This is a genomic window from Pseudoalteromonas rubra (genome assembly GCF_004212645.1).
GTDB classification, from domain to species: domain Bacteria; phylum Pseudomonadota; class Gammaproteobacteria; order Enterobacterales; family Alteromonadaceae; genus Pseudoalteromonas; species Pseudoalteromonas rubra_G.
This window is the reverse complement of record NZ_PPUZ01000053.1, coordinates 1-24,354: the sequence shown is the minus strand read 5'-3', so window position 1 is coordinate 24,354 and position 24,354 is coordinate 1. Positions and strand designations below refer to the sequence as shown.

General features: G+C 48.6%; 26 protein-coding genes. 19 read left to right on the top strand and 7 right to left on the bottom strand.

Going from position 1 to position 24,354, the window contains the following annotated elements; genetic code table 11:
• Positions 1-9: 9 nt before the first annotated feature.
• From C3B51_RS18280 to hslR, 3 genes are all read right to left on the bottom strand, one after another.
• Positions 10-1,548 carry a phosphoenolpyruvate carboxykinase gene (locus C3B51_RS18280; protein WP_130245977.1) on the bottom strand — a complete coding sequence of 513 codons (1,539 nt, stop codon included), beginning with the start codon at positions 1,546-1,548 and terminating at the stop codon, positions 10-12.
• 259 nt (positions 1,549-1,807) lie between these two features.
• On the bottom strand, positions 1,808-2,653 hold the full coding sequence (gene hslO / locus C3B51_RS18275; protein WP_130245976.1) for an Hsp33 family molecular chaperone HslO: 846 nt from the start codon (positions 2,651-2,653) through the stop codon (positions 1,808-1,810).
• Positions 2,654-2,664: 11 nt separating this feature from the next.
• A complete protein-coding gene (gene hslR / locus C3B51_RS18270) occupies positions 2,665-3,075 on the bottom strand; it encodes a ribosome-associated heat shock protein Hsp15 (protein WP_046007050.1) in 411 nt (136 codons plus the stop codon).
• 241 nt (positions 3,076-3,316) lie between these two features.
• On the opposite strand from hslR, the gene gspC reads away from it, so the two are divergent.
• From gspC to C3B51_RS18205, 13 genes are all read left to right on the top strand, one after another.
• Positions 3,317-4,210, top strand: coding sequence for a type II secretion system protein GspC (gspC, locus tag C3B51_RS18265; protein WP_130245975.1), 894 nt, complete (start codon positions 3,317-3,319; stop codon positions 4,208-4,210).
• 28 nt (positions 4,211-4,238) lie between these two features.
• A complete protein-coding gene (gene gspD, locus C3B51_RS18260) occupies positions 4,239-6,296 on the top strand; it encodes a type II secretion system secretin GspD (RefSeq protein ID WP_125721719.1) in 2,058 nt (685 codons plus the stop codon).
• Positions 6,289-7,842 carry a type II secretion system ATPase GspE gene (gspE, locus tag C3B51_RS18255; protein WP_430929779.1) on the top strand — a complete coding sequence of 518 codons (1,554 nt, stop codon included), beginning with the start codon at positions 6,289-6,291 and terminating at the stop codon, positions 7,840-7,842. Before gspD ends, gspE begins: the two co-directional genes overlap by 8 nt.
• Positions 7,842-9,068, top strand: a complete 1,227-nt coding sequence (gene gspF, locus C3B51_RS18250; protein WP_125721717.1) for a type II secretion system inner membrane protein GspF — start codon at positions 7,842-7,844, stop codon at positions 9,066-9,068. Before gspE ends, gspF begins: the two co-directional genes overlap by 1 nt.
• A 72-nt stretch (positions 9,069-9,140) precedes the next feature.
• A complete protein-coding gene (gspG, locus tag C3B51_RS18245; protein ID WP_125721715.1) occupies positions 9,141-9,566 on the top strand; it encodes a type II secretion system major pseudopilin GspG in 426 nt (141 codons plus the stop codon).
• Positions 9,567-9,571: 5 nt separating this feature from the next.
• Positions 9,572-10,195: a prepilin-type N-terminal cleavage/methylation domain-containing protein gene (locus tag C3B51_RS18240; protein WP_276312575.1), complete on the top strand. Its 624-nt coding sequence runs from the start codon at positions 9,572-9,574 to the stop codon at positions 10,193-10,195.
• On the top strand, positions 10,192-10,587 hold the full coding sequence (gene gspI / locus C3B51_RS18235; protein ID WP_130245974.1) for a type II secretion system minor pseudopilin GspI: 396 nt from the start codon (positions 10,192-10,194) through the stop codon (positions 10,585-10,587). Before C3B51_RS18240 ends, gspI begins: the two co-directional genes overlap by 4 nt.
• Complete coding sequence (gspJ, locus tag C3B51_RS18230) at positions 10,587-11,300, top strand: type II secretion system minor pseudopilin GspJ (RefSeq protein WP_130245973.1); 714 nt, start codon at positions 10,587-10,589, stop codon at positions 11,298-11,300. Before gspI ends, gspJ begins: the two co-directional genes overlap by 1 nt.
• The gene (gene gspK / locus C3B51_RS18225) at positions 11,281-12,282 is read left to right on the top strand and encodes a type II secretion system minor pseudopilin GspK (protein ID WP_125721783.1); all 1,002 of its coding nucleotides are present in this window, start codon (positions 11,281-11,283) and stop codon (positions 12,280-12,282) included. The genes gspJ and gspK overlap by 20 nt, the downstream gene beginning before the upstream one ends.
• A complete protein-coding gene (gspL, locus tag C3B51_RS18220; RefSeq protein ID WP_130245972.1) occupies positions 12,282-13,490 on the top strand; it encodes a type II secretion system protein GspL in 1,209 nt (402 codons plus the stop codon). The genes gspK and gspL overlap by 1 nt, the downstream gene beginning before the upstream one ends.
• Positions 13,487-13,963, top strand: a complete 477-nt coding sequence (gspM, locus tag C3B51_RS18215; protein ID WP_125721709.1) for a type II secretion system protein GspM — start codon at positions 13,487-13,489, stop codon at positions 13,961-13,963. The genes gspL and gspM overlap by 4 nt, the downstream gene beginning before the upstream one ends.
• A gap of 2 nt (positions 13,964-13,965) precedes the next feature.
• Positions 13,966-14,724, top strand: a complete 759-nt coding sequence (locus tag C3B51_RS18210) for a type II secretion system protein N (protein ID WP_125721707.1) — start codon at positions 13,966-13,968, stop codon at positions 14,722-14,724.
• Positions 14,725-14,727: 3 nt separating this feature from the next.
• Positions 14,728-15,303, top strand: coding sequence for a UPF0149 family protein (locus tag C3B51_RS18205; protein WP_125721705.1), 576 nt, complete (start codon positions 14,728-14,730; stop codon positions 15,301-15,303).
• A gap of 18 nt (positions 15,304-15,321) precedes the next feature.
• Here C3B51_RS18205 and C3B51_RS18200 read toward each other — a convergent pair whose 3' ends face one another.
• Together C3B51_RS18200 and C3B51_RS18195 are read right to left on the bottom strand one after the other, a co-directional pair.
• A complete protein-coding gene (locus tag C3B51_RS18200) occupies positions 15,322-15,525 on the bottom strand; it encodes a hypothetical protein (protein WP_125721703.1) in 204 nt (67 codons plus the stop codon).
• Positions 15,525-15,881 carry a hypothetical protein gene (locus C3B51_RS18195; RefSeq protein ID WP_046007038.1) on the bottom strand — a complete coding sequence of 119 codons (357 nt, stop codon included), beginning with the start codon at positions 15,879-15,881 and terminating at the stop codon, positions 15,525-15,527. The genes C3B51_RS18200 and C3B51_RS18195 overlap by 1 nt, the downstream gene beginning before the upstream one ends.
• Before the next feature lie 233 nt (positions 15,882-16,114).
• Here C3B51_RS18195 and ccoG point away from each other — a divergent pair, with 233 nt between their 5' ends.
• From ccoG to C3B51_RS18175, 4 genes are all read left to right on the top strand, one after another.
• A complete protein-coding gene (ccoG, locus tag C3B51_RS18190) occupies positions 16,115-17,542 on the top strand; it encodes a cytochrome c oxidase accessory protein CcoG (protein WP_125721701.1) in 1,428 nt (475 codons plus the stop codon).
• Between the two features lie 112 nt (positions 17,543-17,654).
• Positions 17,655-18,629 (top strand): serine/threonine protein kinase, encoded by a 975-nt coding sequence (locus tag C3B51_RS18185; protein ID WP_125721699.1) that lies wholly within the window; start codon positions 17,655-17,657, stop codon positions 18,627-18,629.
• 19 nt (positions 18,630-18,648) lie between these two features.
• Positions 18,649-19,272 (top strand): thiol:disulfide interchange protein DsbA/DsbL, encoded by a 624-nt coding sequence (locus C3B51_RS18180; RefSeq protein WP_125721697.1) that lies wholly within the window; start codon positions 18,649-18,651, stop codon positions 19,270-19,272.
• Between the two features lie 11 nt (positions 19,273-19,283).
• Positions 19,284-19,916: a thiol:disulfide interchange protein DsbA/DsbL gene (locus C3B51_RS18175; protein ID WP_130245971.1), complete on the top strand. Its 633-nt coding sequence runs from the start codon at positions 19,284-19,286 to the stop codon at positions 19,914-19,916.
• A 62-nt stretch (positions 19,917-19,978) separates the two neighbouring features.
• Here C3B51_RS18175 and trmA read toward each other — a convergent pair whose 3' ends face one another.
• Positions 19,979-21,076 (bottom strand): tRNA (uridine(54)-C5)-methyltransferase TrmA, encoded by a 1,098-nt coding sequence (trmA, locus tag C3B51_RS18170; RefSeq protein WP_125721693.1) that lies wholly within the window; start codon positions 21,074-21,076, stop codon positions 19,979-19,981.
• Positions 21,077-21,235: 159 nt separating this feature from the next.
• On the opposite strand from trmA, the gene C3B51_RS18165 reads away from it, so the two are divergent.
• Both C3B51_RS18165 and murI read left to right on the top strand, forming a co-directional pair.
• A complete protein-coding gene (locus C3B51_RS18165) occupies positions 21,236-22,348 on the top strand; it encodes a DUF5610 domain-containing protein (RefSeq protein WP_125721691.1) in 1,113 nt (370 codons plus the stop codon).
• A gap of 97 nt (positions 22,349-22,445) precedes the next feature.
• Positions 22,446-23,249, top strand: a complete 804-nt coding sequence (murI, locus tag C3B51_RS18160; RefSeq protein WP_130245970.1) for a glutamate racemase — start codon at positions 22,446-22,448, stop codon at positions 23,247-23,249.
• Between the two features lie 140 nt (positions 23,250-23,389).
• On the opposite strand, the gene C3B51_RS18155 is transcribed toward murI, so the two are convergent.
• Complete coding sequence (locus C3B51_RS18155) at positions 23,390-23,863, bottom strand: RNA recognition motif domain-containing protein (protein ID WP_125721687.1); 474 nt, start codon at positions 23,861-23,863, stop codon at positions 23,390-23,392.
• Positions 23,864-24,354: the final 491 nt, after the last annotated feature.

The following is a 24,354-nucleotide window of genomic DNA, read 5'->3' as shown; positions in this document are numbered from 1 at the left end:
TAAATCAGCTTAGCCGCGAGGACCTGCTGATTTGATGGCTTCAGAGACATCGTATTTTGCGAAGTTCGCTTCGAAGTCTGCAGCCAGCTTAGACGCATACTCAGCATATTTTGCTTTGTCTTCCCAGGTGTTGATTGGGTTAAGCAGTTTGCTGTCTACGCCTGGTACAGCAACCGGTACGTCCAGGTTTAGCGCGTCAATGTGTTGTGTTTCTACGCCTTCCAGTGTGTCGTTAACGATAGCATCAATCACAGCACGTGTGGTCGGGATATCGAAACGCTTACCAATGCCGTAAGGACCGCCAGTCCAGCCAGTGTTAACCAGGTAAACTTTTGAGTTGAACTCACGTACACGCTTCATCAGAAGCTCAGCGTAAACGCCTGCCGGACGTGGGAAGAAAGGTGCGCCGAAACAAGTCGAGAAAGTTGACTCGATGTCTGACGTGGAACCAATTTCTGTTGAGCCTACTTTAGCCGTATAACCACTCAGGAAGTGATAAGCTGCTGCTTCTTCAGACAGAATAGACACAGGCGGTAGTACGCCGCTCACGTCACACGTCAGGAAGACTACTGCACGTGGCTCACCGGCACGGTTTTCTACTTTACGCTTTTCAACGTGCTCAAGCGGGTAAGCTGCACGGGTGTTTTGTGTCAGGCTGGTGTCATTGAAATCAGGTACGCGAGTTTCGTCCAGTACCACGTTCTCAAGGATGGTGCCGAACTTGATTGCGTTCCAGATAACCGGCTCGTTCTTTTGTGACAGGTCGATACATTTTGCGTAACAACCGCCTTCGATGTTGAATACACTGCCAGGTGCCCAGCCGTGCTCGTCATCACCGATCAGGAAGCGTTTAGGATCTGCCGACAAAGTTGTTTTACCTGTGCCAGACAAACCGAAGAATAATGTGGTGTCGCCTGCTTCGCCTACGTTTGCACTACAGTGCATTGGCAGTACGCCCTTCGCTGGTAGCAGGAAGTTCTGTACAGAGAACATAGACTTTTTCATTTCACCGGCGTAATGCATACCTGCGATAAGCACTTTGCGTTCTGCAAAGTTGATGATGACTGTACCGTCACTGTTTGTTCCGTCGCGCTCTGGGTCGCAAACGAAAGAAGGTACGTTCATTACCTGCCATTGGGGTAAATCAGCTGCATTGTATTTTTCAGGCTCGATAAACATGTTCTTGGCAAAAATATGGTGCCAGGCTGTTTCTGTTGTTACAACAACGGGTAGATAGTGCTCAGGATCTGAACCCACTTCAAGGTGAGAGACGAAGTGGTCGTTGCTGTTCACGTGTGCTTCTACACGGGCCCACAGCGCGTTGAATTTGTCAGCATCGAATGGGCGATTAACGTTACCCCATTGGATGTCGTTTTCTGTGCTTGGCTCTTTAACGATAAAACGGTCGTTAGGCGAACGCCCGGTGCGGCGGCCAGTTTTTGCTACAAAAGCTCCATTTGCGGCCAAAGTCCCTTCACCACGGCGGATGGCGTGTTCGACAAGTTCAGCTGCAGTTAAATCGACAAAACGAGTAGCGCTTGAAGTCATGTTTATACCTAAATGTGAGAATTGAACGGGATAGCTCTGGAGAAGTTTCACCAAAAGCTGAAATTATAGTAACAGATGAAATTCAGATATTCGAGCCCTGAAAGCGGGTAAAACGCCATAAATTTGTCAAAAAAACTGAATAATTTCAATGATACCGGTGTCATAAAATGTGACCTTTTAATGACACCGGTATCAATTTTTAGCGACAAAAAAGCCGCCAAAATGGCGGCTAGTGTTCAATTTGCTAAAAACAGCGTGGCTAATTAAAAATTGCCTTAATATCCTGTTCTTCAAATCGGTAATTTTTAAGGCAGTAGTGACAGCTGATGTTGATCTCACCCTGCTTCTGTACATCTTCCAGCAGCGCTTCACGGCCGATATTGACCAACGCGCTGATGGTTTTATCGCGGCTGCAGCCACAGACAAAATTAATTTCCTGTGGCTCGAACAACTGTGGGTTATCTTCGTGATATAAGCGTGTCAGGACTGTTTGTGCGTCAAGTTCCAGCAGCTCTTCATCTTTAATGGTGTTGCTCAGTGCTTCTAAATGCGCAAAATCTTCTTCCGATTTGGCTTTGTCTACCGGCAGTACCTGCAAAAACAGGCCAGCAGCCTTAGCACGCTCGCCACTGACATCGGTGGCAAACCATAAGCGGGTCTTCAGCTGTTCTGATTGAACAAAATAGTCTTCCAGACACGCGGCCAAGGTTTCGCCGCTTAAAGGGACCACGCCCTGATAGCGCTCACCTTTATCTGGGGTAATGGTGATCACCATGTAGCCTTTGCCCATCAGGTCCTGAACACTGCCGCCTGTGATCTCACCTTGTAGGCGGGCAATACCGCGCATATTCTGCTTATGATCGCCATTGATCGCGGCGTATTTAACCGGCCCATCACCTTGTAATTGTACCGTGATGTCGCCTTCAAACTTTAATGTGGCAGTCAGCAGGCTAGACGCAAGTAGCAACTCACCTAATAAAGTTTGTACTTCCTTCGGGTAGTCATGGCCGCTAATAATGTCATTAAAAGTGTGTTCAATTTGTACGAGCTCACCACGTACATCAAGTTGATCGAAAATATATCGGTGAAGTAAATCTTGTTGCATCAATTCAGATCCTAGCTAGATTTCAATTTAAGCAGTTCGCGACGCTGCTTTTTGTCTGGTTTATGCTCCGGCCGCGGGGCAAAAAAGCTATTGTTTTTGCGCGCAATGGCATTTTGTGCCCGTTTTTCAAGGCTGGCGGCGGACTCCTCGTAGAGTGTCTGGGCAATGGGGGCACTTTGACGCTTTTCCATAATTTGCAGCACGGTGACTTCCTTTTCATCAAAGCCCTGTGCCAGTTTAATGGTGGCACCGACCTCAACCATTCGGCTGGGTTTACAGCGCTGGCCGTTGTAGTGTACCTTGCCACCTTGGATCATCTCACGGGCAATGGTACGGGTTTTATAAAAGCGTGCCGCCCAGAGCCATTTGTCCAGGCGTACTTTCACTTCGCTTAGGTTGTTTTCTTGATTGACTTTTGTCACAATTCGTTAACTAATGCCCAAAGCTAATATAATCGGTGAAATTTAACACATTTGATGAGGCAAAAAAAGCATCTGAACACGCTCTGATGTGGTTACATCTCAGCCACAGACACTGTTAATACTGTGTTCAGTTAGGTATCCTAAGTTGTACCTATTTACTTTAAAGTTTCATATACGCGTGCTTGTTGAATCGAATTCGAGGCGGTACACTGAGGCGCTCAACAGAATAAGAATATGACATATGGAATTACAGCTACAACAGTTGCAAAAATTATTACATAACTTACCCCATGCGAAGCTTAGCCGCCTGGTGGTGTATTTGGCTGTTGTGTATATCGCATTTCTTTTTGCTAAGTTATTTTGGCTGCTTTGGCCAGTACCTCAGACCCAGCCTTTGCCAACCCAATCTCAAGTTTATGCGCAGAATTCAGCAGCCGTCAGTAGCCGCTCAATCTTAGGCCATAATGTTTTTGGCAAGGCCAATGAAAAGCCTGTGGTTGAAGCTCCCAAGCCGGTTATCTCTGATGCACCTGAAACACAATTAAATGTGCGCCTGACGGGAATTGTTGCGGTCAGCCAAGATGATGCAGCCGGACTGGCGATTATCGAATCTCAGGGCCGCCAGGAAACCTATCTGGTTCAGGATGCAATTAAGGGGACACGCGCAAAATTGGCTCAGGTCTTGCCCGATAGGGTGATCCTGGACGTCAGTGGTCGGTTTGAGACCCTGATGCTGGATGGTATAGAGTTCAGCCGTCAGGTTGCTACACCGGTGCAGTCACGCCGTGCCACCGCCGCTAAGCCAAACAGAATGAGTGATAAGGCCCGTGAGGAGCTTAAGCAACGCCGTGACGAGTTGCTTGCTGAGCCGGGTAAACTGTTTGATTACATTCGCATTTCGCCTGAAAGGCGCAATGGTCAACTGGTTGGCTATCGCTTGCGTCCGGGCAAAGACCCTGAGCTGTTTAAAAAAATGGGTCTTAAAAATAACGATCTCGCCATTGCTATTAATGGCTTCCAACTCACGGATATGAAACAGGCTATGTCAGCGATGAACGAGCTGAGAAATAGCACTGACGCCAGTATCACGATTGAACGTGACGGCCAGACTGTCGATGTGCAATTTAGCCTGTAAAGACAATAATTTTGGAGTTATAAAAATCATGGGTAGAAAGCTACACCTCACAAAAATCAAAAAAGGGTTAGCTAAGTATGCAGCTCTGTTATTTGCGGCTGGATTGTCCTTGTCTGTTTCTGCGGTTGAGTATGCGGCCAACTTTAAAGGCACTGATATTAACGAGTTCATTAATATCATCAGTAAAAATCTCAACAAAACCATCATCATTGACCCGAATGTGCGCGGTAACATCAACGTTCGTAGCTATGAGTTAATGGATGAGGCGCTCTACTATCAGTTTTTCCTCAATGTCCTTGAAGTTTACGGCTACGCGGTCGTTGAAATGGAAACCGGGGTACTGAAGGTTGTTCGCAGCTCGGATGGTAAAAAAGCCAATGTCCCTTTGGTCGGAGACGGTAGCGACAACAACGGGGATGTGATGATCACCCGCGTTGTAGAAGTGAAAAACGTCAGCGTGCAGGAGCTGGGTCCGTTGATCCGTCAGTTCAGTGACCAAAAAGACGGTGGCCACGTAACGAACTTCAACTCAGCCAACGTGATGATGCTGACGGGTCATGCTGCGTCGGTAAATCGTTTGGTCAATATTATTCAGTCAGTGGACCAGGCGGGTGACCAGCGTGTCGATATCGTGCGCCTAAAACATGCGACGGCCGATGATGTCGTCCAGGTGGTTGAGAAAATTTATAAAGATGGGGGTAAGAACCAGGTCCCTGAGTTTTTGATCCCTAAAATTGTCTCGGATAATCGTACCAACAGCGTTGTGGTCAGTGGCGAAGTGCAAGCGCGTACCCGTGCTATTGAATTGATCAAGCGTTTAGATGAAGAGCTCGAAAATCAGGGCAATACTCAGGTGTTTTACCTGAATTACGCGAAAGCGGAAGAGCTAGTTAAAGTGCTGCAAGGTGTGAGCAAAACATTGCAAGAAGAAGCACAGGGCGGGAGCAAAACGCGCACCCGAAGCAGTCAGAATGAAACCAGCATAGAAGCACACGAAGATTCGAACTCTTTGGTTATCACCGCGCAGCCAGATACCATGCGCTCATTAGCCAGTGTTATCGAAAAGCTTGATGTTCGTCGTGCTCAGGTACTGGTTGAGGCCATTGTGGTAGAAGTACAAGAAGGTGACGGTATCAACTTTGGTTTGCAATGGATCACCGAAAAAGGCGGCATGTTGCAGTTTAACAATGGTACAACTGTACCTGTGGGTTCATTGGCTGTGGCAGCCGAACAGGCCCGTGATAAAACGGTTACTAAGAATGTAATTGGCACCGAATCAGGAAAGGGGACTGAGTACGAAGAAACCATCGAAGGTGATTTAGGACCTCTGGGTTCCTTGCTAGGCGGAATCAATGGCCTGGCGATGGGAGTGGTGAAAAACGACTGGGGTGCGATCATTCAGGCTGTTTCGACTGATACCAATTCAAACATTCTTGCGACACCGTCGATCACCACCATGGATAACGAAGAAGCGTCCATGATTGTGGGTCAGGAAGTGCCTATCATCACAGGCTCCACGGCCAGCGAAAATAACTCTAATCCTTTCCAGACGGTCGATCGTCAGGAAGTGGGTGTGAAATTAAAAGTCACGCCACAAATTAATGATGGCACTGCGGTACAGCTGACCATTGAGCAGGAAGTTTCCAGCGTCAGTGGTGCAACCGCGGTCGATATCTCAGTGAACAAGCGTGCGATTAACACCACGGTTATTGCCGATGATGGCGGGATGGTGATCCTGGGTGGTTTGATCGATGAAGACGTGCAGGAAAGTGTCTCTAAAGTACCCCTACTGGGCGATATTCCGGTGCTGGGCCACCTGTTTAAGTCAACTAATACCACCAAACGTAAGCGTAACCTGCTGGTATTTATTCGTCCGACGATTGTCCGTGACAGCCGTAGTATGAATGAGCTGAGCCATGCTAAATATAAGTTTATCCGTGGTGAGCAGTTCAAGCAGCGTGAAGATGGTATTGATCTGATGCCACTACAAGATGCACCAATTCTACCTCAGTGGGATGATGCGATGGTGTTGCCACCAACGTATGAAGAGTTTCTGAGCGAGCAAAACGAGAAGAAAGATGACTGAAGCAATACAGGAACTGATTGACGGTCATGACGAGACGGCGCTAGCGCTGGACGAATCAATGGAAGCAGAGCCTGCACCCCATGTGCGTCTGCCCTTTGCTTATGCCAGACGTCAGAGCTTGTTGTTAAGTCAGCAGCCGGACGGGCTGAAAGTTTACTATAAAGGCCAGCCTTCATTAGATGCCTTACTTGAAGTACGGCGCATTGCTCAGGATGGTTTTACTCTGGAGCAGCTGGACGAGGACAAGTTTGAGTTGCTGCTGGAGGCCTCGTATCAGCGTGACAGCTCAGAAACACAGCAAATGATGGAAGACATCGGCAACGAGGTCGACTTATTCTCGCTGGCTGAAGAAATGCCGCAAACAGAAGACTTGCTTGCCGCCGATGACGATGCGCCGATCATTAAACTGATCAATGCCATGCTCAGTGAAGCAATCAAAGAAGGGGCCTCGGATATTCACATCGAGACCTTCGAGCAGGAGCTGGTGATCCGGTTCCGGGTCGACGGCGTGCTAAAAGAAGTGCTTAAGCCAAATCGTAAACTGGCGTCGCTGCTGGTTTCGCGGATCAAGGTTATGGCTAAACTGGACATCGCAGAAAAGCGGGTGCCACAGGATGGCCGGATCAGTTTGCGGATCGCCGGTCGCGCCGTTGATGTGCGGGTATCGACCATGCCATCAAGCTTTGGTGAGCGGGTAGTACTGCGTCTGCTGGATAAGAACAACGCGCGTCTGAACCTGGAAGATTTGGGGATGACCGAGCGCAACCGCGAGCTGTTTGCCGAGATCATTGCCAAACCTCACGGTATTATTCTGGTCACCGGTCCAACGGGTTCTGGTAAAAGTACCACTTTGTATGCCGGTATGACGCAGATCAACTCCAGAGATCGCAACATACTGACGGTTGAAGATCCGATTGAATATGAAATTCCGGGCATTGGTCAGACTCAGGTTAACCCGAAAGTAGATATGACCTTCGCCCGTGGCCTGCGTGCAATCCTGCGTCAGGATCCAGATGTGGTGATGGTCGGTGAGATCCGGGATCTCGAAACCGCACAGATTGGTGTACAGGCATCACTGACCGGCCACTTGGTGATGTCAACGCTGCACACCAATACGGCTGCCGGTGCGATTACCCGGATGGAAGACATGGGGGTTGAGCCTTTCTTATTGTCATCCTCCTTGCTGGGTGTGTTGTCACAGCGACTGGTACGAACCTTATGCCCGAATTGTAAAGAAGCGCACCTGGCGGACGAGCGTGAATGCGAGTTGCTGGGTGTTGAAAAAGGTTCGCAAACGACGATTTATCGTGCCGTTGGTTGTGAAGAGTGTAACTTCAATGGCTATAAGGGTCGTACCGGTATTCATGAATTACTGATTGTAGACGAGCACATTCGCGAACTGATCCACAATGGTAAAGGTGAGCAGTCGGTTGAAAAATACATTCGTACCTTTAGCCCCAGTATTCGTCAGGACGGTTGTGCCCGAGTGCTGAAAGGCCTGACAACACTGGAAGAGGTGATGCGGGTCACCCGTGAGGAAGGCTAATGGCTGCGTTTGAGTATCGTGCTTTAGACGGCAAGGGAAAAGAGAAAAAAGGCATACTGGAAGCGGATACCGCCAAACAGGTTCGCCAGATGCTGCGCGAAAAAGCCATGATGCCGCTGGAAGTCTCGCCCGCTGCGGAAAAAGAAAAATCCGCCAGCTCAGGTGGTTTCAGTCTGACGCGAGGTTATAAGCCCTCAGTCTCTGATATTGCCCTGATCACACGTCAGCTTGCGACCCTGATCCAATCTTCTCTACCGGTAGAGGCAGCGGTGATGGCCGTTGCAGAGCAATGCGAAAAGCCGCGCCTTAAGCGCATGCTGATGGCGGTGCGCTCTAAAGTGGTGGAAGGCTATACGCTGGCCGATGGCATGTCCGAGTTTCCGCACGTGTTCGACAATCTTTACCGGGCCATGGTAGCAGCTGGTGAAAAGTCGGGTCATTTGGATCAAGTATTAAATCGTCTGGCGGATTACACCGAACAACGACAGCACATGCGCAGTCAGATCACCCAGGCGATGGTGTATCCGACCATATTGGTGATTTTTGCCATTGCGATTGTGTCGGTTTTGCTCGGTACTGTGGTGCCTAAAATATTAAAGACGTTCGAGAAATCTAAACAAGTTCTGCCCTGGACAACGGAATGGGTTATGGCGGCCAGTAATTTTGTGCAGGCATACTGGATGATTTCGTTGGTTGTTATATTCGGTGGTGTCTTTTTGATCAAACAAGCACTGAAACGGCCTAAAGTCCGTTTTTGGTACGATGCGAAGCTGTTGCAGCTTCCGGGGATAGGTAAAATCAGCCGAGGCATTAATACCGCGCGCTTTGCCCGTACTTTGAGTATTTTGTCTTCCAGTTCTGTTCCTTTGCTGGAAGGAATGAAAATTTCCGGTCAGGTACTGGAAAATGAAAAAATAAAAGCGGCCGTGACAGAAGCGGCAACCCGTGTCAGTGAAGGGGCAAGCCTGCGCGCCGCACTAGCACAAACAAAGTTATTTCCGCCCATGATGCTTCATATGATTGCAAGTGGTGAAAAGTCCGGTGAATTGGAGCAGATGCTTGAGCGTGCTGCCAACAACCAGGACAGGGAATTTGAAAGTATGGTCAGCGTTTCGTTAAAACTGCTCGAACCCGCCATGATTGCAAGCATGGCCGTGATCGTGCTGTTTATCGTAATGGCTATCCTACAGCCAATCATGGCGATGAACAAAGCAATTGGTCTGTAGTCAAATTAATTGCATGTACAACATCTGCGTGTCGGTCTGACGCCGCACGCTAATAGCATTGAGGTAATCAACGTGAATAAACAATCCGGCTTTTCATTGTTAGAAGTAATGGTCGTTCTGGTGATCATTGGTATGATCATGTCTATCGTGGCACCCAACATTATGGGTCAACAAGAAGAAGCAGCAAAAGAAAAAGCGATGCTGGACATTCGTCAGATTGAAGACGCAATGAAAATGTATAAGCTTAAAAACAAAAAGTACCCAACCACAGAGCAAGGCCTGGAAGCTTTGGTAACACAAACTACCATAGATCCAGTGCCTAAGCGCTTCCCTGAAGGCGGCTTCATTTCAAAGCTTCCGGAAGATCCCTGGGGTAACCCTTACCAGCTGGTGAGCCCGGGTGAAATGGGTAAAATCGACATCTTCTCTATGGGCCCTGACGGCGAAGTCGGCACCGAAGATGACCTGGGCAACTGGGACAGCGAACAAGACCGTTAATCCTTATGCACGCAGCAGTCAATGTTCAGTCGGGCGTGCATCAGGCACGCCTACCTAAATCCACTCGCCAGAGTGGCTTTAGCCTTATCGAAATCCTGATGGTGCTGGTGATCATTGGCTTTTCTGTCAACCTGGTCACTTATACGCTGTCCGACGATATGGAAGAAGAGCTGGAGCGTGAAGCGCTCCGACTGCACAGTGTGATCAACATGGCTTCTGAGTTTGCCATTCTCAATCAAATCGAGTTGGGATTTCATCTGGATAAGAAGAAGCTGGAATTCCTGGTCTTTGATGGTGAGAAATGGACGACTTTCGATGCCGAAGAGCTCTACCAGGCGGTAGAGTACTCTGACGAGTATAAAATTGAACTCAGCACAGAGGATTTGGCCTGGGCACAGGATAATATGCTGGAGCAGGCAAACTGGCGTGAGTTGATGGGCAGTGGAGACGAAGAGAGTCTGCTGGAGCTGAAAAAGCTGAAAATTCCCCAGGTGCTGTTGTTGTCATCGGGAGAAGTCAGTGCTTTTCAGCTCAGCCTGGAGCTCGAAGAACAGAGCGAGCCTGTGTATTTTATTGAGGGCGAGTTTATGGCGCCGGTGAATTTGCGCAAGGAGCCGGAAGATTCATGAGTGGTTTGATTGCACGGACAAAACAAGCTGGCTTTACGCTCCTTGAAGTCATGGTGGCGCTCAGTATCTGTGCTGTGGCGGGTATTGCCGCGATGCAGGCAACCGGCGAACACATCAATCACATCAGCACTTTGGAACAGCAAGCTTATGCCTCCTGGGTGGCCGAAAATCGCCTTGTGATGATGCGTGCGGGTGCCAAAGAAGGTGCCGTACGAAATGGCCTGAAGGGCGATGAGGAAATGGGCGGGGTGACCTGGTACTGGTCCCAGTCGACTCTGGCAACGGCCGATCCTACTTTTGTAAAGGTGACGATAGAAGTGTTTTCCGATGAGAAGCGTGAACACTCAGTGTATGACCTGACCACCTTTATCTACAAAAAAGGGAAGCGATAATGCACGCGCATATCTCCTCCCGTCAGGGTGGTTTTACCCTGATTGAAGTACTGCTGGCACTGGCTATTCTGGCTATGGTGGTGACTGCAACTCATCAGATCCTGGATACCACGCTCAGAGCCAAAGAGGCATCTGAAGAAACGGTGGCTGAGCTGGAATCATTGCAAACCATGTTTCGCCTGATGGATCAGGATTTCAATCAGATGACCAAGCGGGAAGTGCGTAACGAAGCGGGCGATTTTAGCCCGACTTATATTATCCATGGTCGCTATAATCTCAGCAGCCAGTACGACGGCATTGCGTTTGTGCGCGACGGCTGGACCAACCCTATCAGCTTGTTGCCACGCTCTGAGCTGCAAGCCGTTGGATATCGGGTGGTGGATGACAATCTGGAGCGTATATACCGAATTTATGTTGATCAGCTGGATGGTACAGAGCCCCGCAGCCAGGTGATCCTGGAAAACGTTGAAGAGCTCAAGTTTGAGTTTCTGGATGACAAGCAGAAATGGCAAAATAGCTGGGATATTAAAGCATTACCTCTGGCGGTTGCCGTCACGATACAGCAAAAAGAGGCTGACCCCATCCGTCGGATATTTCTGACCCCAGGCGATGGCAAAGTGAAGCAGGCCAGCAGCGATGACGATAATCGCAATGGCAATGACAATAACAACAATACCGATCAGGATAACAATGATGGACAAAGGAGGGGCTAGCGTGAAATCTCAACGTGGTGCTGCGTTAGTCATCGTTTTGTTTATTGTGGCGCTGGCTGCGACTATCGCAACTGAAATGACCATGAGTCTGATGGTGCAGGTACAAAAAGCTACCAATTTGCAGACCCATCAGCAGGCCAAGTGGTACAGTTATGGGGCGGAGGAATTGGTTAAAAAGGTGCTGCTCGACAGCCGCAAAGACGAGCCCGATAAAGTCCATCTGGGCCAGCCATGGGCGCTGGAAGAAGTGCCTTATCCGGTTGATCATGGCACACTAAGTGGCCAGATCACCGATTTGCAGGCATGTTTAAACCTCAATGCGTTACGCAATAAACCGCAACAAAATAGCGGTGGCCGGAATGACACCAACCCGGCACACAAGGCGCTGCTTGAGCTGTTAAAGAACATCGAAGACTTGCCCAGTGAGGAAAGCGAAGAGGCCATGGCAGACAGCGTGTATGACTGGCTGGATGACGACAGCATCACCTTCCGCTCTGGTGCAGAAGAAGACGAATATATGTCGCTCAGAACCCCGTACCTGACGGCAAATAATTTGTTTGCCTCGGTCAGTGAGCTGAGGATCATCAAGGGGTTCAACCCACTGGTAATGGAAAAACTCTTGCCTTATGTGTGTGTTATCCCGGGCAGCACTGAGCTGGCTATCAATGTTAATACGATTCAGCCCGAGCAGGCGTTGCTACTGAGCGCATTGATGGAAGGGCTGAGTCAGTCGGGTGCTGAGGCGATTATTTCGGCCAGACCGGAAAAGGGCTTCGACTCAGTGCAGGATTTTTACACAGAGGCGGCAAATCAGGGCGCCTCTGATAAGCAAAAAAACGATAAAATTTTTACTATTTCAAGCAATTATTTTAAGTTACGAGCAAAGGCTCAGTTCGATGAGCGTTTGTTTCGCCTGACCTCAATAATCGAAATAAAAGATGGTCGGGCGAGCATCCTAGCGCGTAAATTTGGAGGCGTTTAGTGTCAGAAAAATTGATGATCCGTGTGGGTCACTCACAACAAGAGCCGGTTCACTGGTTAGTCTGGTCGGCGCAAGACGCGCAGATCATTGCCAGTGGTGAGCTGGAGCATGCCGGACTACTCGGTGAGCTTAGTGAAAAAGCACAAAACCGCTCGGTAGCCGTGTTGCTGCCTGCCTCTAGTGTGCAATTAAAAACGATTGATTTACCGGCAAAGTGGAACCGCAAGCTGGAACAGGCTTTGCCTTTTATGTTGGAAGAGCATATTGCCTGCGACATTGACAAGGCGTTTATCGCGGTTGGCAAAGCGGGACAGCGGGATGAACAGCACACCATAGATGTAGCCCTGTGTGATAAAGCCTGGCTCACCGGCTGGATGGCTTTATTCGAGGATTTTGATATCAGCGTTCAGCGCTTGTTACCGGATGCCTTATTGCTACCGGAACCTGCACAAAATGCCATCAGCGCTATAGAGCTGGGCACCCAGTGGTTGTTCCGTACGGCTGACTGGCAGGTGAGTGGCGTTGAACCGGACTGGTTGGCAGGTTATCTGAGCTTGTTGCCAGCTGAGCGTATTCAGCATTACAGCCCGGGTGAAACCTTGGGGTCGGCCAAATCGCTGGAAGCGATGGAAAGTGAGTATGACTTACCACTGGCGCTGTTCGCAAAGCAGCTGGAGCAGCAGAGCTTTAACCTGCGCCAGGGCAAATTTGCCGCCAAGAAAAAGCAGCCTCAGTGGTGGCGCGACTGGCAAAGTGGCTTGATTGCAGCATCTGTCGCATTGGTATGCTTTGTTGCAGTTAAATCCACGCAACTGCTCGTATTGCAAAATCAGGCAGACGAACTCAGTGCTCAGGCGATTGCCAGCTATAAACAAGCGTTTCCGAACAAGGTGGTGCGTCCACACTTGCTGAAAAAACAGATCCAGAACGAACTGAACAGTTTGTCGGGCGATCAGCAAGGCGGTTTCTTGGAGCTGACTAACCACTTTGTCACTGTGTTCGATGAGGTAAAGGACTTCGAGCCGGAGACACTGCGTTATGATCAACGCCGTAATGAGCTACGGATCCGGGCTAAAGCCAATGGCTTCCAGGTCTTTGGTCAGGTGAAGAGTATTCTGGAACAGCGCGGTATGACGGTGCAGCAAGGCGCACTCAACAATGACGGCGACTACGTGATCGGTGAGATCCGCATTCGAGGTGCAGCATGAAACAGCAAGTGATTAACTATTGGCAATCTTTGAAAGAGCAGGAGCAAAAGCTGCTGATCATTGCAGGCGTTGTCTTCTGTATTTTTGTGCTGGTGATGGGCGTGATAAGGCCGCTAAACAGCGCGGTGGAAAAAGCCGCCAAAGAAGTCGACAAACAACAGGCGCTGGTGTCCTGGGTGGGCAAAAGTGTGACGCAACTAAAGAGCCAGGGGGCAGGCCGTGCCGCTGCGGCTAATGTGAACCTGACGCAACTGGTCAACCGCACGCGTGGTAAATATAAAATTGCCATCAGCAAAATGCAGCCAAGCGACAATTCACTGCGTGTGAATATCGACAATGTGGAGTTTAACCAGTTGATTGCCTGGCTGGACGAGCTGACCAATCAGCATGGTGTTAAAGTGGCTAACCTGGATCTTGGGAAGGAAGATGCCCCCGGATATGTTCGCGTTAGCCGTCTGGTATTAGAGAATTAAGTATGAAGAAGATCATCAGTTTAGCGCTGGTTTTTTTGCTGGCCTTTGGCGTATTTACAGCCATTAGTATGCCAGCGAGCATTGTTTTGCAGCTATCACAGGGCTCTTTGCCCAGAGCGCTGGCCATTGGTGCTGTGTCGGGATCTGTTTGGGAAGGACGGATCAGTGAAGTTCGTTACGAAAATGTCCAGCTTAATGATGTCACCTGGCAGCTGAATGGCTGGGGACTGCTGACCGGACAGTTACAGGGTAAAGTACGGTTTGGCTCTCCCAGAGCGCTTGACGAAATCTCTGGCAACAGCAATTTCTCAGTGTCTTTGCTGGATCAGGCGGCAAAGCTGGACGACGCCGTACTGCGTTTTAGCGTTGAGCAGGCAATGCAGCAGGTGACTCTGCCGCTGCCCGTAGATGCCAAGGGGCGGGTGATCCTGAATATTGATAAGTACCATACCGGACAGCCTTATTGCGATGCGCTGAGTGGTGAGATAAGCAGCCCCAATATTGATATTAAAGGCCTTACAGGCTGGTTTAGTATCGGGGACATGAGTGGCACCTTGAGTTGTAAATCCGGCGATATCGCCGTGACCGTCGACCCGGAAAACCGACTAGGGCTGCATGCCGATGCGACCTTGGCGGCCAATATGCAATTCCGTGTTGCGGGGAACATCAAGCCAGAGGCTTCATTACCCAAAGAAGTACACGATGCGGTTAAGTTCCTGGGGCGTCCGGACAGTGAAGGGCGTTACCCAGTCAATTTATAAGCTATGATGAACTTCAATTACGAAACGCAGCACCAGCAGGCGCTGACTGATTACCTGACAAAACGACCTGGGGCTTTGAGCTTACGTGGTGTAGAAGGCTACTTGTTTGCACTCATTTGTAGCCCGGATGGCATCGAGCCAGAACAATGGCTGAGTGAGCTCACTCTGAATGATGAGGCGCTTGAAGAGCACACTGTGTTTGCCTTTTTGGCGCTGCACCATCATATCAGCGAGCAGGTGTTCTCTGATCAATTCTCACTGCCTGTGGAGGCGGGCTCTGCCTGGGCTGAAAAGCAGCAGTGGAGTCAGGGGTTTTTGCTGGCCAGCCAGCATTACTATGAGCGCCTGATGAGCGCTGCCAGTGTGTCGCAAGAATTACATCAGGCGTTGCAAATGGCCACAGAGCAGCTGGCGTTTTTCAGCCTGCAGGAGCAGCAGGTTGCGCAATTTTGTCAGCAATCAGGGCAGGATATGGCAGCGTTTTGTGCAGAGCAGCTGGCGTTAGCCAATGACTTTGCACAAGGATATGCCGCCTTGATAGAGCAGGTCGCCCTGGCGAGCGGCCAGTATAACGAGTAACTCGGTCGAGTAACTCAGTTACATCAGATCCAGTTCGATGTGGGTGCAGCCTTTTGCGCAGTGTGCACTGCCCTTGGCACCCTCGGCGACCTTCAGATCAAGCTGAACAGGCTGGTTACAGTGCTTACATAACACCGTCTGACCTTTACTCAGCTTCTTGAGCAGTGCCTTTTGTTCGTTAAAGGATTTTGCGCTGGCTTTATTCAGGTGTGAAAAGTCCATTACAGACCCGCCTCACGCAGCGAGCCGGCCGCAATCTCACACACCGTCAGTAGTTTTGGGCCATAGAAATACATATTGAGCTCGTTACCTTCACAAAACTTCAAGTGAAACACCTTCATTTTTTCATTGGTCGACAGGGCAGACATAATGTAATCCTGCTCGGACTCGGTCAACGTCAGCTCCTTGTTGATCTGCTGACGTGCCAGTTTGGCCGCCAGGCTGTACTGGGCTTTACTGGTGTCGCCTAGCAGGTCAACGCCGTACTGGATCATTTGCTCGCGTGGTTCTTTGATCTTCGGATGATCTATGGTGAACAACGCGAGGATCACCACCACTAAAATCAGATACTTTTTCATAACTGCAACTACTTTGATCTAAACAGCCAAAAGATGTCGCCAGTGTAATAAAATGACGGAATTAAAAGCAAGTTTAGCGCTCAGAATTTTTTATTACCTGGTTTTATCTCAATGCTGTTTTATGTCGGCTTTTCCCTTTAAAATGAGCAAGATCTAATCCAGATTGATATACTAGACATATAAAATAGAGGTCACTGTAGCAAGTACCTGTCCCAGGCGCGTAAGGAGCTGTGATGGACAAACAAATTAAGGTCAAGAACATCCCCGTCGATGTCAAAATCCATAAACCCGACGATTTACAACCAGACAGGTTTAATCCCCGTAACCGCATCTATGTCAGGGCCGTTACCGGGTTGCATCAGAAACTCCGAAAGCAGATTGGCTTTATAGGTATGCTGGCATTCATGCTGTTGCCCTGGATTAATTTCAATGGCGAGCAGGCGGTGCTGTTCGATATCTTTGAGCAAAAGTTCAATATTTTTGGCCTCACCCTGTGGCCACAGGATCTCACCATTCTGGCCTTTATTTTGATGATTGCGGCCTTCGCGCTGTTTTTGGTGACCACCTTTTATGGCCGGGTGTGGTGTGGATATACCTGCCCGCAAACGGTCTGGACTTTTATTTTTATCTGGTTTGAAGAAAAGTTAGAGGGTACAGCCAATCAGCGTAAGAAGCTTGATCAGCGGCCGATGGACTTTGATAAGTTCTGGCGCAAATCTGCCAAGCACCTCAGCTGGATGTTATTTTCTCTGTACACGGCCATCTCTTTTGTGGGTTATTTTACGCCCATCCGCGAGTTACTCCCTGATCTGCTGATGTTCTCGGCGTCTGGTTATGCGGCGTTGAGTGTGCTGGTCTTCACCTTATGTACTTATGGTAATGCCGGCTGGATGCGGGAGATCATGTGTCTGCATATTTGTCCTTACTCACGTTTCCAGTCAGCGATGTTCGACAAAGATACCTTTACGGTGAGCTATGACAGCGAGCGCGGTGAGAGCCGCGGACCACGCGGACGTAAGGAAGATCCAAAAGCCCTGGGACTGGGGGATTGTATCGACTGTAAGTTGTGTGTGCAGGTTTGCCCGACCGGCATCGATATCCGTAACGGCCTGCAATACGAGTGTATTAATTGTGGCGCCTGTATTGATGCCTGCGATGGCGTGATGGATAAAATGAACTACCCCAGAGGCCTCATCTCCTACACAACTGAGCGCAACCTGGAAAGTGGTAGCGAAAAAACCAAAGCGGTGCGCGGTAAGCTCATCGGCTATCTACTGATCCTGATCGTGCTCAGTGGTGCGCTGGTTGCTAACGTTGCGATGCGCAAGACGTTGGATCTGGATATTATTCGGGACAGAAACCAGCTTTACCGGGTGAATGTCGAAGGGCTGGTCGAAAACACCTATACGCTGAAGATGATCAACAAGGCACAGGTGCCCCAGACCTTTATGATCAGTATCCGTGGTTTATCTGACTTTACCATTATCGGTAAACAGGAAATTGAACTAGCAGCCGGTTCGACGGTCGATCAGCCACTGTCTGTGGTCATTGACCCATATGATCTGACACTGCCCGTGACCGAGTTTGAGTTTGTCATTACAGTAAAAGATGAGCCCACAGAGTTTATTGCACAACCAACGAACTTTTTTAAAGGTCGTTAGCAGAGATAAGGTACAATGAGGCAACTCATATACATCACAAAAGCGGGTTAGCCCGCTTTTTTGTTACTTGGCCCACCACCACAGAGGTGCCGGGTTGTGAAAGGTAAAGACTATGACTGATTTCAGCTTTCAGAATTTAACCCCAGATCTGATCCTCGATGCCATAGAAAGCGTAGGGATTTATCCTGAGTCCGGGTTGCTCCCGCTCAATAGTTATGAGAATCGGGTTTACCAGTTTCGTGCTGACGATAACCGCCGTTACGTCGCTAAGTTCTATCGTCCGGAGCGCTGGCACTCTGAGCAGATCCAGGAAGAGCATGATTTCACACTCGCCTTGCAGCAAGCCGAAGTGCCCGTTGTCGCGCCTTTACGTGTTGACGGACAAAGCTTGTTTGAGCATCAGGGCTATCGCTTTTGCCTGTTTCCAAGTGTTGGCGGTCGTCAGTTTGAGATGGATAACCTGGATCATCTGGAAATGCTCGGGCGCTATATTGGGCGCTTGCACAGCGTTGCCATACAGGGGGAGTTTGCGCATCGTCCGGCGATTGATGTAGCCAGCTATCTGCATCAACCGCGTGAGGATATTCTTGCCTCTGACTGCCTGCCCGATACATTACGACTGGCGTTTAGCACCGTGCTTGATCAGGTAATTAACAAGGCAGAAGAAAAATTTACACCATTCCAGCAGATCCGTTTGCATGGTGATTGCCATGCTGGCAATATTCTATGGTCTCAGGAACAGTTAATGATTGTGGACCTTGATGATTGTCGTCGGGGCCCTGCTGTTCAGGATCTCTGGATGATGCTAAGTGGTGACAGGCAAAATCAGGTGATGCAACTTGATACCCTGTTATCCGGCTATGAAGAGTTTGCATCATTTGACACCCGAGAGCTTGCGCTGATTGAGCCGCTCAGGGCTATGCGTATGGTGCATTACATGGGATGGCTGGCCAAGCGTTGGCATGATCCGGCGTTTCCCCGGAACTTTTCGTGGTTTGCAACAGACAAATACTGGGAACAACAGATCCTGGCGTTAAAAGAACAACTTGCCGCACTGGATGAAGCGGCGATCAGTCTTTATCCATAAAAATTTAGAGAGAATAGTAATGTTAAAATCGATTAAGGTTGCGCTAATTGCGTTGTGTATGCCTGTGTTGGCGATGGCAGCCGATTTCACGGATGGTAAACACTATCAGACATTAACGACAGCAAAGAGCGACTCGGCCAAAGTCACTGAGTTTTTTTCCTACTACTGCCCGCATTGCTTCCAGTTTGAGCCTGTTGCCAAAGCGCTAGAAAAAAACCTGCCAGCGGGTGCGGTATTTGAAAAAAGCCATGTTAACTTCCTGGGTGGCTTGTCACCGCAAGTACAGAGCTACCTGAGCTATGCCTACATCATTGCCAAACACCATGGTAAAGCACAACAGGTGAGCGATCAGATCTTCAACACCATTCATGTGCAGCAAGTACAACTTAAAGATCTTAAAGACATCAAAAAGTTGCTGGAAGCCAATGGGATCAGTGGCGAACAGTTCGATGCAGCCATGGCCAGCATGCCGGTGATCAGCGCTGAAAAAGCCATGGTTGAAAAGCAAGAGACCTTCAGCAAAGCGGGTGCTCTGACCGGCGTACCGACTTTTATTGTGAACGACAAATATAAAATTAACCTGAGAGAGCTGAGCAGCCAGGCTGAGCTGGATGAGCTGGTTAAACACTTACTAGAAAAATAAGGGAGCAGTCTATGTTCAAATCAATTTATGCCGCCGCTTTGGCGCTGTTACTGCCTGTGATGGCCCAAGCTGCTAACTTTCAGGAAGGCAAGCACTATGAGGTAGTCGCAGAGCGTGGCACCAAGAAGCCAGAAGTCACAGAATACTTCTCTTTTTACTGCCCGGCCTGTAACAATTTTGAGTCGCTGATCGGTGAGTTCAAACCTAAGCTGGACGAGGACGTGAAATTCAAAAAAAGCCACGTTGACTTCGTAGGCGTGCGTGACCCTGAAATTCAGCAGATGATGAGCAATGCGCTTGCCACGGCGTCGGTACTGCCGCAAAAAGACAAGATTGTTGCGGCGATGTTTGCCCACTTGCATGGCAAGCGTGGTAAGTTCAATGAACTGGCAGACATTAAAGACTTGTTTGTGGCGCAGGGCGTGCCTGCCGAGAAATTTGATAAACTGTACAAAAGTTTCTCGGTTCGTACCAAAGCAAAGAAAATGAAACGTTCACAAGAGCTGATGCAGGATAAAGGTGCCCTGACTGGCGTACCTACGTTTATCGTTAATGGTAAATACAAGCTGATCCTATCGCGTGAATCTGGTGTGACTTCACCGGACGACATTGCTGCTTTGATCAACTACCTTGCTAAGAAATAGTAAGTTTTAAATGATAAAAAACCCGCGATGAACGCGGGTTTTTTTATGTCTGCAGCCAGCTATTATTTTCTGGTCAGAAAAACGCCTGACTCCACATGGTGGGTATAAGGGAACTGATCGAAGATAGCAATACGCGAAACCTGGTGGGTGTTGCACAGCATGTCTAAATCGCGCTCCAGCGTATCCGGGTTGCAGGAAATATAAATGATGTTGTCGTACTGACTGACCAGCTTACAGGTCAGCTCGTCCATACCAGCACGGGGCGGATCGACCAAAATGGTCTGGCAGTTGTAACTTTGCAGATCTATGCCTTTAAGGCGGGAGAACTGCTTTTCACCTTTCATGGCTGCCGTGAACTCTTCACTCGACATACGAATGATATCCAGGTTATCCACCTTATTGGCTGCAATATTGTATTGTGCCGAATGAACAGACGATTTAGAGATCTCTGTGGCGAGTACTCGGTTAAATTGCCCGGCCAGGGCAATAGAGAAGTTACCATTACCACAGTACAGCTCCAGCAAATCATTTTGCAGCGGCGCGCACAGGTCTTGTGCCCAGGCCAACATCTTTTCATTTACTGCCGCATTAGGCTGAGTGAAACTGTTTTCAACCTGCTGGTAAGTGTACTGTTTACCATTAACGGTCAGCTGTTCAGTTACAAAGTCATCGCCAAACACCACTTTTTGTTTTCTGGCACGACCTATAAAGTCAACTTTATAATTTTGTTGTAGCTCCTGACGCAAAACCTGCATAGCCTCTTGCCAGGCGTCGTCCAGTGCTTTGTGATAAAGCAGGCTGATCAGCACCTCACCGCTAAGGGTGGTGAGATAATCAATCTGGAATAATTTACGGCGCAGGATCTCGTTGTGGCGCAGCTTATCCATCATGACCTGCATCATCTCGTTTACCAGCGGTGCGCCCGGATCGAATTGATCAACGCGGATCTTCTCCTTGGTTTGTTGATCGAACATGATATGGAACAGATCGTCCCCATCATGCCAAACGCGGAATTCGCAACGCTGGCGATAGTGGCTTTTGGGGGAGTCGTACACTTCCAGTTGTGGCGCATCGAAGCGGGCAAATTGCGCACTGATCCGCTGTTGTTTTTCTGTCAACTGTTGCTCGTAGGTCGAAGTGTCAATCGTGATCACCGCCATATTAAAACCACCATAGTTAATGCAAAGAGGCGCTATTTTAGGATGCACTTTTGATTTGTCCAGCAAAGAGCAAAATATTTTGCTCTTTTATTGTACAATAGACTTAAGCTTAAGACGTTTTGGCCGATAACCAACTATCAAGTAAAGCGGAGAGCAGACATGAAAATCGGACAGTTGAATCAGCTGTTGAATCCGGCGATGCAGCATAAGGCGGGTAAAGCCAAATCGCTTATCCCTAATATGTCAATTAATACGGATAGTTACCACGGAAACAAATCCCAGGCAGCAGCAAAAGTACTCGATGACAAACTGGCGCAGGCGCTGGGTATCGAGAAAAAAGAAGAAAAAAACAAACCTTTTTTTGATTTTGAAGAAATTGTCAAAAATGTCTTGGGTTTTGTTCAGGGGGCGGTAAAAAAAGCCAAGGCCGCTGGTGAAGACGACGATACACTCAAGAGTATGCTTGAGCAGGCACGCAAGGGCGTGCAGATGGGGATTGATGAAGCGTCCGAAGAGTTAAAAGGTACAGGCCTGTTTAATGATGAAATCGAGGAAGGCATAGATAAATCCCGCGAAGGCATTTTTAAAGGTCTGGACGAGTTTGAAAAAGAGCTGTTCGATCCTAAACCGCAGCAAGTATCTGTCAGTGCTGCCCAGTTTGCCAGCCTGTCAAATCAGGCTGAATATGCTTTTACCACAGCTGAAGGCGACGAAGTGGTGATCTCCTTTAGTGATGCGATGAGTCAGTCGAAAGCGGCAAGTTACGCGCGTAATGGCGACGGTGAAGGGTTTGCGTATGGCGAGCAAAGCAGTCATGAGCTGAATTTTTCCATCAGTGTGAATGGTGACCTCAACGAAGATGAGCAGGCTGCGATCAATGACATGATGAAGGACATTCGTGATGTCAGCGACACTTTTTTTGCCGGTGATTACGATGATGCCTTTGCCAAAGTCCAGGAGCTGGGGATCAATAGCGAGCAAATCGTCAATTTCACCATGGATTTACGCCAGACCAAAACGTCGGCTGCAATTGCTCAGTATCAGCAGAGCAATCCGATGAAAGACCTGGAAAAAGCACTACAGCCACTGGATCAGCGTCTGGAAGGGATCCACGATGAAGCGAAAGGGCTGGGGATAGAGGCACAATTGCCGGATATTATGGCCTGGATCAACCAAGGCCAGGCTCGTCTGAATGAGTTTTTGGATTATGCTGAAGGTTTCTTTAGTGCCTTAGAATCACGTCAGTCAGATAAGCAAGATCAACAGGTTTAGTTATAACAGGGTCTGCATGAATTGCAGGTTCAGGTAAGTATTTATTTTATATCCTGACCGTGGCACACTGCGCGCGAACTGTAAATAAGGAGCGCATGTGCCACACATTCTTGTTTTTGATTCTGGTATTGGCGGAACCAGCGTACTCACGCACATTCGTAACGCTTTGCCGCATGCCGACTACAGTTATGTGATGGATAATCAGCTGTTGCCTTATGGCTTGCAGTCCCAGCAGACGATCCAGCAGCGTTTGGCTGCGCTGATCAAGTGGAGTGATCGTGAGCTGCGTCCTGTCGATATTATAGTGATTGCGTGTAATACCGCCTCAACCTATGCGTTGGAGTCGACTCGCCAGTTAACCTCAGTTCCAATTGTTGGCGTAGTCCCAGCAATTAAGCCCGCGGCGTTAGCCAGTCGCGCAAAGCACATTGGCTTACTGGCGACACCAGCAACCTCCCGGAATATTTATACGCAGCAACTGATCCAGCAATTCGCTAATGAATGTCGGGTTGATCTTTATCAGTCGACTAAGTTGGTCGAACTGGCCGAGCAGTTTTACTGGTCTGGTGAGATTGACCATAGACAGCTGGTCGCTGAGATCAACCTGCTTAAACTCGCATCTGAGCTAGATCATCTGGTACTTGGCTGCACGCACTTTCCCATCATTGCGAAACCCCTGAGTGAGTCTATCCCTGAGTCGGTAACTCTGATTGATTCAGGGGCTGCGATTGCGAGGCGGGTGTGTACCTTACTTGCACAAGATAGTGTTGTTAAGGAAGATACGGGTCAGGCTCATTGCTTGGCAATAAAGCAGGGGACAATGAACTGGTATGCAACGGCACAACAGGCACATCCGGTTGAGCGGCCTGAAATCACACTGATCAATCTTGCTCATGAATAACTGAAGCATTTGGTTGGCGGGCGTATTTGTGCATACTCTGATCCAAGATCAGCAAATAAGTGCGGCAATAAAAAAGGGGTGGTAGCCTAACTGGCACCACCCCTGTTTGTGTGTACAACGAGCTGTTATAAAATAAAAGATCAGTCCTGATCGTTAGTAGTCAGCGATTCTTGTTTTTGTTTCGCCTCTCTGACTTTTAACGTACGTTGCTGAAATTCAGATTCATTGAGTTCGTTGATGGCTTTGAGGGCGTCAGGCTCTGGCATTTCGACAAACCCAAACCCCCGGCGTTTACCTGTGTTCTTATCTTTAAGCAAGCGGACTGAAAAAACGCGTCCCTTTTTTTCGAACAAATCCCGGACGACTTGCTCATTTGCTCGGTAAGGTAAATTGCCAACATACAGTGTGGTTGTCTCCACCGAGGTACTGTTGTCACTACCTGTATTTCCTGTTGAGGAAGCAAAAGCAGATGCCACCCCTCCGATTACGATGCCCAGCGCCAGCAATAAGGCGGGATCAATTTGACTGTTTACAAGCACGAAGTGGCCGAGCGCATAACTCAGTATGGCCAGGAGAAGTACAGTAAACAGTGTCTTACGATCGAGAATATTCATAAGGATCTACCAAAAAACGTTGAATACACATTAATTTAACAAGAAAGGTTGCTATATTAACGACTTAATCAAATATCGCAATAATTAAATATAGAACCTGTTGAAAAGATTGCACCTTCTTGTTGGATTTCCCGTCAGTATTGAAGGTTTAAAGATAAAAGATCAAAAAGATCCAAAAAAATGAAAAAAGGGGTTGCATCGTTTTTCGATTTCCCTATAATGCGCATCCACCGACACGGGGCACAACGCTGAAAAGCAACGAGCCAAGTGAAGGAAAAGCCAAACGGAAAGCTTAATTAAGAAAAATTAAATTTTCTAGTTGACTTTAAAAGTGAAGCGGTTAATATGGCGCTCCACTTCGCAGCAAGGCTGCGGTAACTAACCAAGGTTGGTTATTTTGTTCTTTAAAAATATGAAGCAATCATCTGTGTGGGCACTCGTACAGATTGAGTTCTAACAGCGGATTTCAGTTTACTGAATGACGCACAAAA